The following is a 17,573-nucleotide window of genomic DNA, read 5'->3' on the forward strand; positions in this document are numbered from 1 at the left end:
CGGCGGCTCGGACCTGGGTCCGGCGATGGCCTACGAGGCGTTGCGCTCGTTCACCGACCGGGACCTGACGGTGCGTTTCGTGTCCAACGTGGACGGCGCGGACCTGCACGAGGCGGTGCGGGACCTGGACCCGGCCGAGACGCTGTTCATCGTCGCCTCCAAGACCTTCACCACCATCGAGACCATCACCAACGCCACCTCGGCGCGCACCTGGCTGCTGGACGGGCTGGGCGCGGGCAAGGACGCGGTCGCCAAGCACTTCGTGGCGCTGTCCACCAACGCCGCCGGGGTCTCCGACTTCGGCATCGACGTGGCGAACATGTTCGAGTTCTGGGACTGGGTGGGGGGCCGGTACTCCTACGACTCGGCGATCGGCCTGTCGCTGATGATCGCGGCATGCGGTGCTGCCGTACTCGCACTACCTGTCCAAGTTCACCGCCTATCTGCAGCAGTTGGACATGGAGTCCAACGGCAAGTCGGTGGACCGCGACGGGCAGTCGGTGCGGTGGCAGACCGGTCCGGTGGTGTGGGGCACGCCGGGCACCAACGGGCAGCACGCGTACTACCAGCCTGGCCAAGGAGCTGACCCCGTCGGTGCTGGGGCAGTTGATCGCGCTGTACGAGCACAAGGTGTTCGTGCAGGGCGCGATCTGGAACATCGACTCCTTCGACCAGTGGGGCGTGGAGCTGGGCAAGGTGCTGGCCAAGAGGATCGAGCCGGTCCTGGTCGAGGGTGCGGGTCTGGACGCGCTGGACTCCTCCACCGCCGCCCTGGCCACCCGCTACCGCACCCTGCGCGGACGCTGACACCCACCCCGCTGACACCGACCCCACTGACGCCCACTCACCAGGGCATCGCCACACCGCCGTTGGGACGCAGGATCTGTCCGGTGACGAACCGGGCGGCATCGCTGACCAGGTAGCGGACGGCGTAGGCGATGTCCTCGGGTTCGCCGATCATCCCCAGCGGGGACAGTCGGCGCAGCGGCTTCTCGGCGGCGGCGCGGGCGGTCTCGTCCATGCTGCCGTCGGGCCGCAGGTAGTGGCGTCCGGTCATCGCGGTGCGCACCAGGCCGGGTGCCACCGCGTTCACCCGGACGCCGTAGCGGCCCACCTCGGCGGCGAGGTTGCGGGTCAGCTGCACCACGGCGGCCTTGGACACCGAGTAGCTCATGATCTCGGGCTGGGCGGTGTCCACGGCTCCGGAGGCGGTGTTGACGATGCTGCCGCCGCCGTTGGCGCACATGATCCTGGCCGCCGCCTGGCAGGCGTGGAAGGTGCCCTTGAAGTTGACGGCGAGTACGGCGTCGAGGTCGGCCTCGGGCACGTCCAGCACCCGGCCGGTGCGGATGATGCCGGCGATGTTGCAGAGGATGTCCAGCCGGCCGCGTTCGGCGGCGGTGTTCTCGATCAGGGCGAAGACCGCCGCCCGGTCGGTGACGTCCAGCGTCGCGGCGCCGGCCGACTTGCCGATGCTCTCGGCGGTGGCCCCGGCCGCCGCCCCGTTCACGTCGGCGCACACCACATAGGCCCCCGCGGCGGCCAGTACCTGTGCGGTGGCCCGGCCGATGCCGCTTCCCGCGCCGGTGACCACGGCGACCCGGTCGGTCAGGCCGAAGGGGTCCGCTGTCTCGCTGTCCGTCATGCCACCGATGACTACCAGCGTCGCCTTGACTTTGGAAGCGACAGTGCAGTTAGCTACTGGCAAGTAACTTATTGAGGAGCGACCGGTATGACGGCAGCGGATCAGGTGTCCGAGTTCGACCGGGGGATCGCCGTCACGGCACGCCCCGGTGTGCCCTCGGTGTACGACGCCGCGCTGGACCCGGGCTGGCGCATCGGCGGCGGCATCAACGGCGGGCTGCTGCTCGCCCTGGTCGGCAACGCCCTGCGGCAGGAGCTGGGCGCCGTGAACGGCCACGGCGACCCGTTCTCGATGAGCGCCTACTACATCTCCGCCGCCCGTCCCGGCCCCGGCGAGATCCGTACCGAGGCGGTACGGCGCGGACGCACCTTCAGCACGGGCGCCGCCACCCTGCTCCAACCGGACGAGCAGGGCGCCATGGTGGAGCGGCTGCGGGTGCTCGCCTCCTACGGCGACCTCGACGCCGCCAAGGGCGAGGTCCGCACCAGCGCCACCCCGCCGGAACTGCCGCCGGTGGAGGAGTGCATCAGCTCCGAGCTTGCGCCCCCGGACTTCCTCACCGAGGCCGCGCTGCTGAAGCGGCTGGAGCTGCGGCTCGACCCGGCCTGTGTCGGCTGGGCGCTGGGCAAGCCCTCCGGGGAGGGCCGGATCCAGGGCTGGCTGCGGATGGCGGACGGCCGCGAGCCCGATCCGCTGATGCTGCTGTTCGCCGTGGACGCGCTGCCGCCGGTCACCTTCGACCTCGGCCTCTTCGGCTGGACCCCGACCCTGGAACTCACCGTCCACGTTCGGGCCCGGCCCGTGCCCGGCTGGCTGCGCGTGGTCCACTCGACCCGGAACCTGGCCGGCGGGCTGCTGGAGGAGGACGCCGAGGTGTGGGACGCCTCCGGCCGGCTGGTGGCCCAGTCCCGGCAGTTGGCGGTCGTGCCGCGGCCGGCGTGATCTGACGTGGGGGAGGGCACCGACCCGGCGGTCGGTGCCCTCCCCGTTCGTGTGACGGACTGTCAGTGACGGACCGTCAGCCCGCGAAGGCGGTGGTGCCGCTCGGGGTGCCGAGGCCGGTCGGGCCGTCGTAGCCGGTCTCCGCGGTGCACAGGTACGCCGGGGAGCAGGTGGAGGTCGAGCCGCTGGTCACGTCGTTGAGCGAGGACGTGTGGGCGTAGGGGAAGGACGCCGGGTAGGAGCTGGTGGACGGGGTGCCGGCCAGCGCGTAGACCGCCGCGATGAACGGCGAGGCGACGCTGGTGCCGCCGAAGGTGTACCAGCCGCTGACGCCGTAGGTGTCGTAGACCGAGACTCCGGTGGCCGGGTCGGCCACGGCCGAGACGTCGGCGACGGTGCGCTTGGTGCAGCCGGTGTCGGTCTGCCAGGTGGGCTTGGTCTCGTACTTGGAGCAGCCGGAGCCCGCACCCTCGGTGCTGCTGGTCTTCCAGACGCTCTCGGTCCAGCCGCGGGTGGTGGAGGTGGCCTTGACCAGGCTGGTGCCGCCGACGGCGGTGACGTACTGGGAGGCGGCCGGGTACTCGACGCCGTAGCCGGAGTCACCGGAGCTGACGGTTATCGCGACACCGGCGTGCTTGTAGTAGGAGGTGTCGTAGCTGGTCTCCGAGGAGGACTCGGAGCCGCCGTAGCTGTTGGAGACGTACTTGGCGCCGAGCTTGACCGCCTCGTTCACCGCGGTGCCCAGGTTGGCGTACGACGCCGAACTGGCCTCGACCAGCAGGATGTTGCAGTTCGGGCAGGCGGCGCTGACCATGTCCAGGTCGAGCGAGATCTCCTCGGCCCAGCCGGAGTCGCTGGTGGGCAGCGAGGTGGTGCTGCCGGTCTGGCTGACCTGCTTGAAACAGCCGCTGGCCACGGTGCAGGCGGACAGGCCGTAGTAGGAGCGGTACACGGCCAGGTCGGCCGCGGCGTTGGGGTCGTTGTAGGCGTCCACGATGGCCACCGTCTCGCCGGAGCCGTTGCTGGCCGCGGCGGAGGCGAGGCCGTAGGCGCTCTGCAGGTCGGTCGGGCCGAAGCCGGACGGGCTGGAGGTGCTGGCCAGCGGGGCGACGCTCTTGCCCTGGCTGGCGGCCTTCGCGGCCATGTAGGCGGTGGTGCCGCCGGTGACGCGCTTGGCGTTGCAGGACGCGTACCCGGCCGCGGGGGTGGCGGCACAGACGTTGGTCCAGGTGACGCCGATCTTGGGGGTCGCGGCGATGGTGCCGGCGTCGGCGGGGGCCGACACGGCGAGGGCCGACACGGTGAGGGCCACCGCGCCGATCAGGGTGGTCAGTAGCTTGCGCAAGGCGCTGCCTCCAGGAGTTGTGCTCGGGGGAACCGGGGGCCGTGCTGAATCGCACCGAAGCTAAGGTTGACGAACCATCGACAACAAGGTGGCCTCAGTGGGATTTACCTGCGCGTCACAGATGTGCGCCGTTCTTGGCGATTTCTCCCGCGGATGACAGGCCCTTCACAGCCTGCGAGCAAGGGAAAACCCTCTATTCGTGTACGTAGAGGACGTCCGGGTGGTCGTGCGCGTAGCCGGGGGCCTCGGGGTGGTCCAGCAGCCACTGCAGCCGCTCGCGGCTCTGCGGGTCCTCCGGGGTGTAGACCACCAGCTCGACGTCGGTGGCCCCGAGGATCTCGAAGTTGCTCACCACCACCCGCAGTTCACCCACGGCCGGATGCTGGTGGCGCTTGGTCCGGGTGCTCACGCCGGCCACGTCCTGGCGCGACCAGATCTCGGTGAACTCGGGGCTGACCGCCAGCAGGTCGTCCACCAGGCCCTCCCAGTCCGGGTCCCCGAGGTGCCGGACGTAGTGGGTGCGGAACAGCGCGGCCAGCAGCGGCAGGTCGACCTCCCGCTCGACCAGGGAGCTGCAGCAGGCCGGGACGGTGAAGCTCAGCCACAGCAGGTTCCGCCCGCGCGACCCCCGGAACCGGGGCCACAGCGCCGCGTACGGGGCGTTCCAGGCCAGTACGTCCAGCCGGGAGTTGATCACACAGGCCGGGAAGGTGCCGAAGTCGTCCAGGATCCGCTGGACCGTCGGGTCCAGGTCGTCGCAGGGCGGCGGCGCGGGTGCGGTGCGGATGTCGGCGAGGCGGTAGAGATGGCTCAGCTCCGGCTGGTTCAGCCGGAGCGTCCTGGCTATCGCGTCCAGCACCTGCGGGCTGGCGTTGATCGGGCGGCCCTGCTCCAGCCAGGTGTACCAGGTCACGCCGACCCCGGCGTGCAGGGCGACCTCCTCCCGGCGCAGCCCGGGCGTGCGCCGCCGGGGGCCGGGCGGCAGGCCCAGCTCCTCCGGGGTGATCCTGGCCCTGCGGCTGCGCAGGAAGGCGGCGAGCTCGGTGCGACGAGCGGGGGCAGTCGTCATGCGATCCATCGTGCCGCACACCACTGACAACCCGCCGGGACCCGTGGTTTTCCCCAGCCCATTGCGCGCGGCAGAATGCAGGTGGCATCCCTGCGAGAGAGTGGTAACCGCGCGTGACCCTTCAGACAGCGTCCATCCAGCAGACCATCGCCGAGGAGCTCGGTGTACGGGCCGGTCAGGTGCAGGCGGCGGTCGACCTGCTCGACGGCGGGGCGACCGTGCCCTTCATCGCCCGCTACCGCAAGGAGGCCACCGGCGAGCTCGACGACGCCCAGCTGCGCACCCTGGAGGAACGGCTGCGCTACCTGCGCGAGCTGGAGGAGCGGCGGACCGCGATCCTGGAGTCGATCAGCAGCCAGGGCAAGCTGGACGAGGCCCTGGAGGCGCAGATCCGCGCCGCCGACTCCAAGGCCCGGCTGGAGGACATCTACCTCCCCTACAAGCCCAAGCGCCGGACCAAGGCCCAGATCGCCCGGGAGAACGGGCTGGAGCCGCTGGCCGAGCTGCTGCTCGCCGACCCGACCCGGGACCCGCAGGCCGAGGCCGCCGGCTACCTCGGCGAGAACGTGGCGGACGCCGCGGCCGCGCTGGAGGGCGCCAGGTCGATCCTGGTCGAGCGCTTCGGCGAGGACGCCGACCTGCTCGGCGAGCTGCGCGAGCGGATGTGGGGCCGCGGCCGGCTGTCGGCCAAGGTCCGCGACGGCAAGGAGGAGGCCGGGGCGAAGTTCTCCGACTACTTCGACTTCGCCGAGCCCTTCGTCAAGCTGCCCTCGCACCGGGTGCTGGCGATGCTGCGCGGTGAGAAGGAGGACGTCCTGGACCTTACGATGGAGCCCTACGCCGACGAGGCCGACGCCGAGGCCCCCGGCGGCTACGAGTCCCGGATCGCGCAGAAGTTCGAGATCAGCGACCGCGGCCGGCCCGCCGACCGCTGGCTGCTGGACACCGTCCGCTGGGCCTGGCGCACCCGGCTGCTGGTGCACCTGGGCATCGACCTGCGGCTGCGGCTGCGCACCGAGGCCGAGGACGAGGCGGTCCGGGTCTTCGCCGCCAACCTGCGCGACCTGCTGCTGGCCGCCCCGGCCGGCACCCGGGCCACCCTCGGCCTGGACCCGGGCTTCCGCACCGGGGTGAAGGTCGCCGTGGTGGACGCCACCGGCAAGGTCGTCGCCCACGACACCATCCACCCGCACGTCCCGGCCAACCGCTGGGACGAGTCCATCCACACCCTGGCCAGGCTGTGCGCGGCGCACCGGGTCGAGCTGATCGCCATCGGCAACGGCACGGCCTCGCGGGAGACGGACAAGCTGGCCGGGGACCTGATCAAGCGTCACCCCGAACTGAAGCTGACCAAGGCCGTGGTCTCCGAGGCCGGCGCCTCGGTCTACTCGGCCTCCGCCTTCGCCTCGCAGGAACTGCCCGAGCTCAACGTCTCCATCCGAGGCGCGGTCTCCATCGCCCGCCGGCTGCAGGACCCGCTGGCCGAGCTGGTCAAGATCGACCCCAAGTCGATCGGCGTGGGCCAGTACCAGCACGACCTCTCCGAGGCCAAGCTGTCCCGCTCGCTGGACGCGGTGGTCGAGGACTGCGTCAACGGCGTCGGCGTGGACGTCAACACGGCCTCGGCGCCGCTGCTGACCCGGGTGTCGGGCATCGGCGCGACCCTGGCCGACAACATCGTGGCGCACCGCGACGCCAACGGCCCGTTCCGCAGCCGCAAGGCGATCAAGGACGTGGCCCGGCTCGGCCCCAAGGCCTTCGAGCAGTGCGCGGGCTTCCTGCGGATCCCCGGCGGCGACGACCCGCTGGACGGCTCCAGCGTGCACCCCGAGGCCTACCCGGTGGTGCGCAGGATCCTGACGAACACCGGCGGCGACCTCAAGGCGCTGATCGGCAACGGCTCGGTGCTGCGCGGGCTGCGCCCCTCGGACTTCGCCGACGAGCAGTTCGGTGTGCCGACCGTCACCGACATCCTGCGCGAGCTGGAGAAGCCTGGCCGGGACCCGCGGCCGGCGTTCCGTACCGCGGCCTTCAAGGAGGGCGTGGAGAAGCTCTCCGACCTGGAGCCGGGGATGCTGCTGGAGGGCACCGTCACCAATGTCGCGGCCTTCGGCGCCTTCGTCGACGTCGGCGTGCACCAGGACGGCCTGGTCCATGTCTCGGCGCTGTCCAGGACCTTCGTCAAGGACCCGCGCGAGGTAGTGAAGTCCGGCGACATCGTCCGGGTGAAGGTGCTGGAGGTGGACATCCCGCGCAAGCGGATCTCGCTGACGCTGCGGCTGGACGACGAGGCCGGGCCCAAGCAGGAGCGCGGGCCGCGTGGTCGGCAGCAGGGGCAGGACCAGGGCCAGGGCCAGGGTCCGACGCAGGGTCAGCGGCCGCAGGGCCAGGGCCGCAGGGCGCCGCAGCCCCGGCGGGAGAACGCCCGGGGCGGCGCCGCGCCGGCGCCGGCGGCCAACAGCGCGATGGCGGACGCCCTGCGCAGGGCGGGTCTGCGGCCCTGATCGGGGCGTTGCTGCCATCGGCTGATGGCACAGTGGATCCTGGTGCGCCAATGGTCCGGGCGTCCGGCGCCGCACTCGTACGATGATCCAAGGAAGTCCCCATCCGCTCCCCCGTGCGGAAGGGGACTTCCTGCTTTGGCGGTCCGGGTCACCCGGCCTGACGTAGCCAGACGGCCGTGTCCGTGGGCAGCAGTTCCCCGTCCAGCGGGCCGCTGGCCAACAGCAGCTCGACCTGTCCGGGCAGGGCGACCGGGGTCGGGCCCAGGTTAACCACGCAGCGGAAGCCGCCGGGCCGGGTGAAGTCCAGCACCTCCGGTGCGGACGGCAGCCAGGCCATGGGGCCGTCGCCGAGCCCGGGCTCCGCGCGGCGCAGCCGCAGCCCGGCCCGGTAAAGCTCCAGATGCGATCCGGCCACCCCGGACTCGGCCGCGGCGGTGTGCTCCTTCCAGGCCGCCGGCTGGACGTCCAGCCACGGCGGCGCGTCCCCGTCGCCCGCGCTGAAGCCGAACGGGCGCCCGGTGCCGCTCCACGGGATCGGGACCCGGCAGCCGTCCCTGCCCCGGTCGACGTGGCCGGAGCGCAGCCAGGTGGGGTCCTGGCGCAGCTCGTCGGGGATGTCCTCGACCTCCCACAGGCCCAGCTCGTCGCCCTGGTAGACGTAGACGCCGCCGGGCAGCGCGAAGGTCAGCAGCGCGGCGGCGCGGGCGCGGCGGGTGCCCAGGTCCAGGTCGACCGGGCGGCCGAAGCGCCCGGCCCGGTCGAAGTCGTAGGTGGTGTCGGCGCGGCCGTAGCGGGTGACGTGGCGGGTGGTGTCGTGGTTGGACAGCACCCAGGTCGGCGGGGCGCCCACCAGCGCGTGCGCGGACAGGGTGTCGTCGATGACCCCGCGCAGCTCGGCCGCGTCCCAGCCGGACTTCAGCAGCGGGAAGTTGAAGGCGGTCTGCAACTCGTCGGGGCGCAGGTAGCGGGCGAAGCGGGCCGGGTTGTTCTCCCAGAGTTCGGCGACGAACATCCGCTCGCCGGGGTAGGAGTCGGTGATGGCGCGCCAGCTGCGGTAGATCTCGTGCACCCCCTCCTGGTCCCGCCAGGGGTCGGGGCGGCCGTGGTGCCCGGCGGAGTGGGGCAGGCCCTGCTCCTTGACCAGGTGGTCGGTGACGTCGATCCGGAAGCCGTCCACGCCGCGGTCCAGCCAGAACCGCAGGATGGACTCGAACTCGGCCCGGACCGCCGGGTTGTCCCAGTTCCAGTCCGGCTGCTCGGGCGCGAACATGTGCAGGTACCACTCGCCGGGCCGGCCCTCGGCGTCGGTGGTGCGCTGCCAGGCGGAGCCGCCGAAGTGGGCCTGCCAGTCGTTGGGCGGCAGGTCGCCGCCCGGCCCGCGCCCGGGGCTGAAGTGGAACAGCGCCCGCTCGGCCGAGCCCGGGGCAGCCGCCAGCGCCGCCCGGAACCAGGGGTGCTGGTCCGAGCAGTGGTTGGGGACCAGGTCGACGATGGTCCGCAGCCCCAGCTCATGGCCCTCGGCTATCAGCGCCTCGGCCTCGGCGAGGGTGCCGAAGGCCGGGTCGATGTCGCGGTAGTCGGCGATGTCGTAGCCGCCGTCCGCCAGCGGGGAGACGTACCAGGGCGAGATCCACAGCGCGTCCACGCCCAGCTCCACCAGGTACGGCAGCCGGCTGCGGATGCCGGCCACATCACCGGTGCCGTCGCCGTTGCCGTCCATGAAGCTGCGCGGGTACACCTGGAAGATGGCCGCCCCGCGCCACCACGGCTGAGTCTCCGTCACCTGCTCCGCCACCTGATCCGTCAAAGTCGTCTCCTCCATGCCCAGGGTCGGGACCGAGCCGTCCCGGCCCGCCCGGGAACCTACCCGGTGACCTACCCGGTGACATGCTGCCGCAACGTCGAACCGTCGCGCCCCTTGCGGACCTCCAGCTGGGTGGGGATGCGCCCGCGCAGGTCGGCGACGTGGCTGACGATGCCCACCGCCCGGTCCCGTTCGCGCAGCCGGTCCAGCACGTCCAGGACGTCCTCCAGGGTGTCCTCGTCCAGCGAGCCGAAGCCCTCGTCGATGAACAGGGTGTCCAGCGGCATCCCGCCGGCCTCGTCGGTGACCACGTCGGCCAGGCCCAGGGCAAGGGCCAGCGAGGCGAAGAAGCTCTCGCCGCCGGAGAGGGTGGAGGTGTCCCGCTCCTGGCCGGTCCAGGCGTCCAGCACGCTGAGGCCCAGGCCGGAACGGCCGCCACCCCTGGCCCGCAGGTCGGTGTGGGCCAGCGAGTAGCGGCCCTGGGACATCACCGCCAGCCGCGCCCCGGCCGCCGCAGCGACCTGTTCCAGCCGGGCCGCCAGCACATAGGTCTCCAGCGACATCCGGAACCGGTTGCCGCTGCTGGTCCCGGCGGCCAGCCCGGCCAGTCCGGCGACGGTGGCGTGCTCGGCGGCCAGCGGTCCCAGCCGGCGCAGCTCGTCGGCCAGCCCGTCGCTCAGCCGGTCCAGCGCGGCGCAGCGGTCGGCGGCGGCCCGCTCCCGGGCGTAGGCCTGCCGCAGCCGCTGCTCGGCGGCGCGGTCCGCGGCCTGCTCGGCCTCGGGGTCCGCCTCCGGCAGCCGTACCGCGGCCAGCAGGTCGGCGTCGGCCAGCTCGGTACGGACCCGGGCCACCTCGGCCCGGTGCCGCTCCACCTGGGTGCGCAGCCGCTGGGCCTCGGCGGCGGGGAGCGCCGCCCGTTCGGCTTCGCCGGGGTCGGCGAAGCCCTCCCGTTCGGCGGCGGCCCGGGCCGAGGCCTCGGCGGCGGCGACCGCCTGTGCGCCGGCCGCCGCCTCGCGGACGGCGGCCACCGCCCGGTTCAGCCGCTCGGCCAGCGGCTCCAGCTCGGCCACCCGCGCGGCCACGGACTCGGCGCCGGAGCGCCCGCGCTGCAACTCGGCCGCCAGCCGGGCCTGTTCCACGGCCAGGGCGTCCAGGCCCGCGGTGCGGGCGGCCAGCATCGCGGCGGCCTGCACCGCGGCCTCGCTGCGCAGGACCTGCTCGTGCTGGAGCCGGTCCAGCTCCTCCTGGGCCCGCAGCCCGACCGCCGCCTGCTGCTGGGCCGCGGCCTGTTCGGCGCTCAACTGCTCTGCTTCCCGGCGCAGTTCGGCGGCGGGACGGTCGCCGGCGACGGCGGCCAGCGAACCGATCTGCCGGCGCAGCTCCTGGACGTCCTCGCGGGCCGTCTCGGCGCGGGCCGCCGCATCCCGGTGCGCCCGCTCGGCCTGCTGCTCCTGCTCCCGGGTGACCTGCCCGGGACCGCTCCTGGCCGGTGCCGGGTGCTCGGCGGAGCCGCACACCGGGCAGGCCTCGCCCTCGGCCAGCCGGGCCGCCAGCTCGGCCGCCATGCCCTGCAGCCGCCGTTCGCGCAGCTCCAGCCAGTCCTCGTGGGCCCGCGCCGCACTCTCCCGCAGCGCCAGCTCACGCTGCTCGAACCCCGACAGCCGGTTGCCCAGCCCCTCGGCCCGCTCGGCGGCCTCGCAGCGCTGCCGCAGCTCGGCGAGCCGGGCGTCGAGCTGTTCGGCCCGCGCCGCCGCCAGCCTGGCCGTGTCCAGCGACGCGGCGGCCTGCTCCCGGAGCGCGGGCCACTGCTCCAACCACTCCACCGCCTCGGCCTGCCGGCCCTCGGCGTCGTCGCGCTCGGCCTCCAGCCGGCGGCGGGTGCGCTCGTTGCCGTGGAACTGCTGCTCGGCCGGCAGCAGTGCCCGCAGGCCGCCCAGCTCCTCGCGGGTCGCGTGCTCGGCGGCGGCCAACTGCTCGGCGTCGCTCCGGCCGTCGCCGCTGGGCAGCGCGGCTCGGGCCTGCTGCTCGGCCGCCTCCAGCCGACGCCGGGTCAGCAGCGCCTGCTGATGCAGGGTCAGCAGCGGGGCCACGGCCTCGGCGCGGCGGGCCCGCTCCAGCCGGGCCTCCGCCGCGGACTGATCGGCGGCGCCCTGCTCCAGAGCGTGCGCCTGCCGGACCGCGCGCCGGTGCCGCTGCTGACGGTCCGCCAGTACCTCGACCGCCCGGGCCCGTTCGGCGGTCAGCTCGCGCCCTTCGACCGCGAGCCGGTGCCAGCAGCGGGCCACCGCCAGCTGCTCCCGGGCCTCCACCCGGAGCCGGGCCGCCCAGCCGAGACCGTCCGCGTCCACGTCCACCGGCGCCGGGTCGTCCGTCCCGGCCGCCTCGCGCAGCCGTTCCAGCCGGGAGCCGATCTCCCCGCGCACCGCCTGGCAGGCCTTCTCCGACTGCTGGCGGCGCTCGGCCAGCCAGCCCTCCACCGCGCCGAAGCGGGCGGTGTCGAACAGCCGCCCGAGCAGCTCGGCCCGCTCCGGGGCGCTGGCGTGCAGGAAGCGGGCGAAGCCGCCCTGGGGGAGCAGCACCACCTGGCAGAACTGCTCCCGGCTCATGCCCAGCAGCTGCTGGATCTCGGCGCCGATCTCCTGGTGCGCCCGGCTGCCGGCCCGCCAGGACACACCGTCCTCGCTCGCGCTGTCGACCACCCTCTCCCGCAGCAGCGTCTGCGCCTTGTCGGTGGTCACCCCCTGGCCGCGCTTCTTGGCGCGCACCTGCTCGGGACTGCGGGTGATCTCCAACCGGCGGCCGCCCAGGGTGAGTTCCAGCACCACCTCGGTGCGGACGTCGGCCGCGGCGTGGTCGCTGCGCAGCCGGGTCCGCGGGCGGCTGCCGGGCAGCGTCCCGTACAGGGCGTAGCAGACGGCGTCCAGGACGCTGCTCTTGCCCGCGCCGGTCGCCCCGCGCAGCAGGAACAGGCCGCCGGCGGCCAGGGCGTCGAAGTCCACGGTCTGGGTGTCGGCGAACGGGCCGAACGCGGTGATCTCCAAACGGTGCAGCCGCATCAGCGTCCACCCCCCTCGGCGAGCGCGGCGGCGCCCGCGGCCTCGGTGGCCTCGCGCAGCAGCAGCTCCTCCTCGGGCCCCGGACCGCTGCCCCGGACGTGCCGGACGAAGCCCAGCGCGATCTCGGTGTCGCTGCGCCCCCGGGTCCGCGCGGCATAGGAGGGGAGCCCGTCGCCCAGCTCGCCCTCCGGCTCGAAGGCCAGCTGCAGGGCGTGCGGGAAGCGGGCTCGCAACCGCTCCATGGCCCGGTCGGGACGTCCGGGATCGGTCAGTACCGCCTGCACCCAGGAGTCCTCGTGCCGGGCCAGTTCCGGATCCTCCAGCAGCTGGTCCAGCCGGCCGCGCAGGCAGGCCAGGGCCCGCGGCACCGGGCAGTCGATCCGGCGGGCCGCCACCTCGCCCCCGGGGCCGAGATCGACCAGCCACATGGTCTTCCGCTGCGCCGCCTCGGAGAAGGAGTAGGCGAGCGGGGATCCGCTGTAGCGCACCCTTTCGCTGATCGTCTGGCACCCGTGCAGATGCCCCAGCGCCGCGTAGTCGACCCCGTCGAACACCGAGGCGGGCACGCTGGGCACCCCGCCCACGGCGATGTCCCGTTCGCTGTCGCTCACCTCGCCGCCCACCACGAAGGCATGCGCGAGCACCACCGAGCGGGTCTCCTCCGGACGGTCCGCCAGGTCCGCACGGACCCTCGCCATGGCCGCGGCCAGCACCGCCGCGTGGCTCACCTTCTCGGCCCCCAGCCCGGCCCCCACCAGCGCGGGTTCCAGGTACGGCAGTCCGTAGACCGCCACCGGACCGTGCTCGTCGGCGAGCAGCACTGGCTCACCGCACCGCTCCGGGTCGGTCCGCAGGTGCACCCCGGCCCGCTCGATCAGCCGGGCGGCCACCCCGAGCCGCCGGGCCGAGTCGTGGTTCCCGGCGATCAGCACCACCGGCACCCCGAGCCCGGCCAGCTCCCGCAGCACCCGGTCGAACAGCTCCACCGCCCCCAGCCCGGGGATGGCCCGGTCGTAGACGTCGCCCGCGACCAGCACGGCGTCCACCGCCTCGGCCCGCACCGTGGCGACCAGGTGGTCCAGGAAGGCACGCTGCGCCGGAAGCAGGTCCTCCCGGTGGAGGGTCCGCCCCAGATGCCAGTCGGAGGTGTGCAGCAGTCGCATGGTCAACGACAGTAACAACCGCCACTGACAACGGACTCCGTACCGCTCAGTACCCGGGCTCCCCGTGCCAGCGCCAGGTGCTGAGCCGGGGCCGTCCGGGCAGTTCGGTGCGCCCGGTGCACCAGAGCAGCGCCGTCCAGGGGTCGGCGTCCGCGGGCGCGTCGGGGAAGAGCCTGGCCAGGGTGCGGGCACAGAGATCTGCCGGGGGCCGCCAGTCCAGGCCGAGCCCGGCGGCCAGGTCGTGGGTGTGCACCAGGGTCTCCACGACGCCCATCGCGGCGAAGCCCTCCGGGTCCGCCTTCCCGAAGACGTGATGGGACCGGACGCTCGCCGGTGTCACCCGCACCATCGCCACCAGCAGCGCCCCGCAGGCCTCCAGCACCTGCAGCAGCCCGTCCGGCCCGGCCTCCCGGTCCGCGAACACGACGTTGGCCGGCCCCTCCGGCCGCCGCCGCTGCCACACGAACGGCACCTCCCGCTCCGACGGCGGCGTACGCGGCCCGAGCTGCGCCGCATAGGCGAACAGATCGTCAGCCAGATGCTCGACGGTCTCCCAGCAACTCCACTCCAACGACCCGGCCTCCCCGTCCCAGGCAGCCGCCGGTGCCCCGCGAAGCAGCTGCACCGCCAGCCGCACCGCAAGGTCGAGGTCGTCCGGGGTCACCGGACCCACTGAAGATCGAGTCATGCCCAGGACCGTACCGCGAAGCCCCCGGATCCCCGGCAATACTATCTCTGCAGATAGTATCTCTTGCGATACTATCTAAGGGGCTAGGGTTCTCGGACTGCTGCGACAGGATTTCCTCTCATGCAACGCTTCATCGGTCGGGACCGCGAGCTGCAGACGCTGCGCCATGCGCTGGGTGAGGTTCGTGCAGCCCTCGGTTCGGCCAAGCCCGGCCAGTGCGTGCTGATGCGCGGTCGACGGCGTGTTGGCAAATCGACCCTGGTTGAGGAGTTCCTCCGGCGGGAGGGGGTGCCCAACCTGTTCTTCACCGCTGCCGGCGGCTCCTCGGAGGACGAGCTGGCAGAACTGCTCGACGCCGTGCTGAGTTCCTCGCTGCCGGATCGCTCCCTCTTCGCCGAGGAGGCGCCGAACCAGTGGAATGCGGCCTTTCGCCTGCTCGCGGAGGTCCTCCCTGACGACACCCCGAGTGTGGTGGTGATCGACGAGGTGCCCTATCTGATGGAGCGCATCGAGGCCTTCGAGGGAATGCTGCAACGGGCCTGGGATCGACTGCTCAGTCGCAAACCCGTATTGCTGCTGCTGGTCGGCTCGGACCTGTCGATGATGGAAGCACTCGACAGCTACGACCGTCCGTTCCACCAGCGGGGGCGCGAGATGGTGGTGGGCCCCCTCAACCCGGCTGACATCGGTGAGATGCTCCAGCTCGGTCCCGCCGACGCCTTCGACGCCGCGCTGATCACCGGAGGGCTGCCGTTGATCTGTCGTGAGTGGCAGGCCGGGACGTCCATGTGGGACTTCCTCGACACGGCCCTGCAGAACCCGATCTCGGCCCTGCTGGTCTCGGCGGAACGGTCGCTGGCAGCGGAGTTCCCTCCGCAGGCGATGGGCAGGGAAGTGCTGCGGGCGATCGGCTCGGGGGAGCGGACCTTCACCAATATCGCCCGGGCCGCCGGTGGCATCTCCCACAGCACCCTCACCCGGGCGGCCGACCTGCTGATCGACAAACGCGTCGTCGCGGCAGAGCTCCCGATCTCGCTGCACCCTTCCAAGGAGCGCCGCTACCGGGTGGCGGATCCCTATCTGCGCTTCTGGCTGGCCTTCCTCGATCCGCACATGGCGGAGATCGAACGAATGCGAGGAGACCTCACCCTGACCCGGATAAGGGAGCAGTGGACGAGCTGGCGGGGCCGCGCCGTCGAACCCCTGATCCGCGAATCGCTGGCTCGGATCCTGCCGGACGGTCACCTGCCTGCTGCACCCGTCGTCGGCGGCTATTGGACCCGTAGCAACGACGTCGAGATCGATATCGTCGGGGCCGACCGTCAGCCGGTGGCCAAGCAGTTGTTGTTCCTGGGGTCGGTCAAGTGGCTGGAGGCATCGAGCTTCGATGCCCATGACCTGGCCGCACTGCACAAGCACCGAGCCGCGCTCAGCGACGATCCGATCCCACTCGTCGCGGTCTCCCGAAACGGCGTCAGCTGCTCGGGGCTGCAGGCGAGCTACGGCCCAGAAGATTTGCTCGGCGCCTGGCGTGCTCGCTGACTGTGGCTCGCTCTGGTCGCTGGCAGGTTCGGATCGATGCCATGATCCACTTGTCTTAGAAAGACGCCCGCTTCCCGCGGCCCTCGGGTGTGAGGGGGAGCGAGCAGCGGGCGTCGGGTGTGGAGCCGGGCCGATGTCAGGCCTTGGCGTCGGCCTGGACCGGGGCGTCCTCCAGGGCCTCGGCGTGGGCCTCGGCCTTGAGTTCGGCTGCCGCCTCGGTGAGGACCGCGGTGGCGACCGGGGTGGTGGCCATCGGGCGGCTGTGGCGGGTGAGGCCGAAGAGGGCGACGGCGATGGTGAGCAGCAGGGCGCCGGCGGCCAGCACGAAGCTGGTGGTGAACTGGCTCTCGGCGGGCAGCGGGGGGACGCCGGCCGGGAGTCCGCTGATCAGCTTGGAGGCCAGCAGCGAGGTCACCACGGCGGAGGCGATGGAGCTGCCGACCGATCGGGAGATGGAGTTGATGCCGTTGGCGATCCCGGTCTGCTCGACCGGGACGCTGGCCGCGATCAGGGCCGGCATCGAGGCGTAGCCGAAGGCGATGGCGATACCGGCGAGGATTCCGGCGGCGATCACGTTCGGGGTGGAGCCGTGGCCCCAGGCCAGCCAGGCGAAGCCGGCGACGCCGACCAGGGAGCCGGCGGCCAGGGTGTAGCGGGCGCCGATGCGGCGGACCAGGATGCCGCCGACCGGCGCGGCGACCAGCGAGACCAGGGTGCTGGGCAGCAGGTACTCGGTGGAGGCGCGCAGCACCGACGCGGTGAAGCCGTAGCCGGTGAGCTGGGCCGGCATCTGCACCAGGTAGGAGACGCCGATGAACATGGCGAAGGAGGCGAAGCCGACGAACAGTCCGGCGACGTTGGTGAAGGCGACCTGGCGGTGCGCGAACATCCGCATGTCCACCAGCGGGTTGGCGACCTTGCGCTCGACCAGGACCCAGACCGCCGCCATCACCACGGCGCCGACGAAGCAGCCGATGATCCGACCCGAGGACCAGCCCCAGGTGTGGCCCTGGGAGATGCCCAGCAGCAGCAGGACCAGGAAGACGGCCAGCGTGCTCGCGCCCAGGAAGTCGATGCGGCCGCCGGTGCGGACACCGCCGTCGGGGACCAGGAGGGCGACGGCGACCAGGGCCAGCGCCGAGACGCCGGTGGAGAACCAGAACACCGAGTGGTAGTCGGGGTGGGCGCCCTGGGTGAGCAGTCCGGTGACCACCAGGGAGAGGCCGCTGCCGAAGGCGAGGGTGCTGCTGACCAGCGCCATCGCGCCGTGCAGCTTCTCCCGGGGGACCTCGTCACGGATGATCGACAGCGCCAGCGGGAAGATCGCGGTGGCCGAGCCCTGGAGCACCCGGGCGACGATCAGCAGGGCCAGCGAGGTGGTGGCCGCGGCCAGCACCGAGCCGGCCACCATGACCACCAGCACGGCCAGCAGGGTGCGCTTCTTGCCGTACTGGTCGCCGACCCGGCCCAGCAGCGGGGTGAACACGGCTGCCGAGAGCAGCGTGGCGGTGGTGACCCAGCTGATGCCGGCGGCACCGGCGTGCAGGTCGGTGCCGAGCAGCGTCAGGATCGGGATGACCTGGGTCTGCGCCATGGCGACGACCACGGCCGCCAGCCCCAGGGCGGCGATCAGCGGGGTGCTGCCGCGCCGCGCGGACGCCGGCGCGGAGGCGGTTGAGGGGGAGACGGCATGGCTCATGGTGGGCAGCGGTCCTTCGGAAGGTTCAGGTACTGGATGCTTTAGTTCATCAAGCAATAAAGAGGACCTTAGGCCCGATGCTTTAGGTAGTCAAGTTAAAAGGTTCAGTGCGGAAA

The 17,573-nt window shown here is 72.6% G+C and carries 11 protein-coding genes and 1 pseudogene; 4 read left to right on the forward strand and 8 right to left on the reverse strand.

Annotation, left to right across the window (positions count from 1 at the left end; translation table 11 throughout):
* Positions 1–807, forward strand: a pseudogene (locus IF29_RS46310) (glucose-6-phosphate isomerase); the annotation flags it as partial.
* Between the two features lie 37 nt (positions 808–844).
* Here the strand turns inward: IF29_RS46310 and IF29_RS0128345 are convergent.
* Positions 845–1,645, reverse strand: a complete 801-nt coding sequence (locus IF29_RS0128345) for an SDR family NAD(P)-dependent oxidoreductase (RefSeq protein WP_030260717.1) — start codon at positions 1,643–1,645, stop codon at positions 845–847.
* An 87-nt stretch (positions 1,646–1,732) separates the two neighbouring features.
* On the opposite strand from IF29_RS0128345, the gene IF29_RS0128350 reads away from it, so the two are divergent.
* Positions 1,733–2,587 (forward strand): thioesterase family protein, encoded by an 855-nt coding sequence (locus tag IF29_RS0128350; RefSeq protein ID WP_030260720.1) that lies wholly within the window; start codon positions 1,733–1,735, stop codon positions 2,585–2,587.
* A gap of 76 nt (positions 2,588–2,663) precedes the next feature.
* On the opposite strand, the gene IF29_RS0128355 is transcribed toward IF29_RS0128350, so the two are convergent.
* Positions 2,664–3,932, reverse strand: a complete 1,269-nt coding sequence (locus IF29_RS0128355; protein WP_051726130.1) for a S53 family peptidase — start codon at positions 3,930–3,932, stop codon at positions 2,664–2,666.
* A gap of 193 nt (positions 3,933–4,125) precedes the next feature.
* A complete protein-coding gene (locus tag IF29_RS0128360; protein WP_030260724.1) occupies positions 4,126–5,001 on the reverse strand; it encodes a helix-turn-helix transcriptional regulator in 876 nt (291 codons plus the stop codon).
* A gap of 113 nt (positions 5,002–5,114) precedes the next feature.
* Between IF29_RS0128360 and IF29_RS0128365 the strand changes: the two genes are divergently transcribed.
* Entirely contained in the window at positions 5,115–7,505 is a 2,391-nt protein-coding gene (locus IF29_RS0128365; protein WP_030260726.1) for a Tex family protein, read from the forward strand.
* A gap of 148 nt (positions 7,506–7,653) precedes the next feature.
* On the opposite strand, the gene IF29_RS0128370 is transcribed toward IF29_RS0128365, so the two are convergent.
* Genes IF29_RS0128370 through IF29_RS0128385 form a run of 4 tightly spaced genes read right to left on the reverse strand, consistent with a single transcriptional unit; the run spans position 7,654 to position 14,216 of the window.
* Positions 7,654–9,327 (reverse strand): glycoside hydrolase family 13 protein, encoded by a 1,674-nt coding sequence (locus IF29_RS0128370; RefSeq protein ID WP_157623965.1) that lies wholly within the window; start codon positions 9,325–9,327, stop codon positions 7,654–7,656.
* A 53-nt stretch (positions 9,328–9,380) separates the two neighbouring features.
* The gene (locus IF29_RS0128375; protein WP_030260731.1) at positions 9,381–12,365 is read right to left on the reverse strand and encodes an AAA family ATPase; all 2,985 of its coding nucleotides are present in this window, start codon (positions 12,363–12,365) and stop codon (positions 9,381–9,383) included.
* Entirely contained in the window at positions 12,365–13,528 is a 1,164-nt protein-coding gene (locus IF29_RS0128380) for an exonuclease SbcCD subunit D (protein WP_030260742.1), read from the reverse strand. Before IF29_RS0128380 ends, IF29_RS0128375 begins: the two co-directional genes overlap by 1 nt.
* Positions 13,529–13,574: 46 nt before the next feature.
* Positions 13,575–14,216, reverse strand: coding sequence for a DinB family protein (locus IF29_RS0128385; protein ID WP_030260745.1), 642 nt, complete (start codon positions 14,214–14,216; stop codon positions 13,575–13,577).
* A gap of 120 nt (positions 14,217–14,336) precedes the next feature.
* Here IF29_RS0128385 and IF29_RS0128390 point away from each other — a divergent pair, with 120 nt between their 5' ends.
* Complete coding sequence (locus tag IF29_RS0128390) at positions 14,337–15,758, forward strand: ATP-binding protein (RefSeq protein WP_030260748.1); 1,422 nt, start codon at positions 14,337–14,339, stop codon at positions 15,756–15,758.
* A 136-nt stretch (positions 15,759–15,894) separates the two neighbouring features.
* Here the strand turns inward: IF29_RS0128390 and IF29_RS0128395 are convergent, their stop codons facing one another.
* On the reverse strand, positions 15,895–17,457 hold the full coding sequence (locus tag IF29_RS0128395; RefSeq protein ID WP_051726131.1) for an MFS transporter: 1,563 nt from the start codon (positions 17,455–17,457) through the stop codon (positions 15,895–15,897).
* Positions 17,458–17,573: the final 116 nt, after the last annotated feature.

The sequence above is a fragment of the Streptacidiphilus jeojiense genome (genome assembly GCF_000719095.1).
Classification (GTDB): domain Bacteria; phylum Actinomycetota; class Actinomycetes; order Streptomycetales; family Streptomycetaceae; genus Streptacidiphilus; species Streptacidiphilus jeojiensis.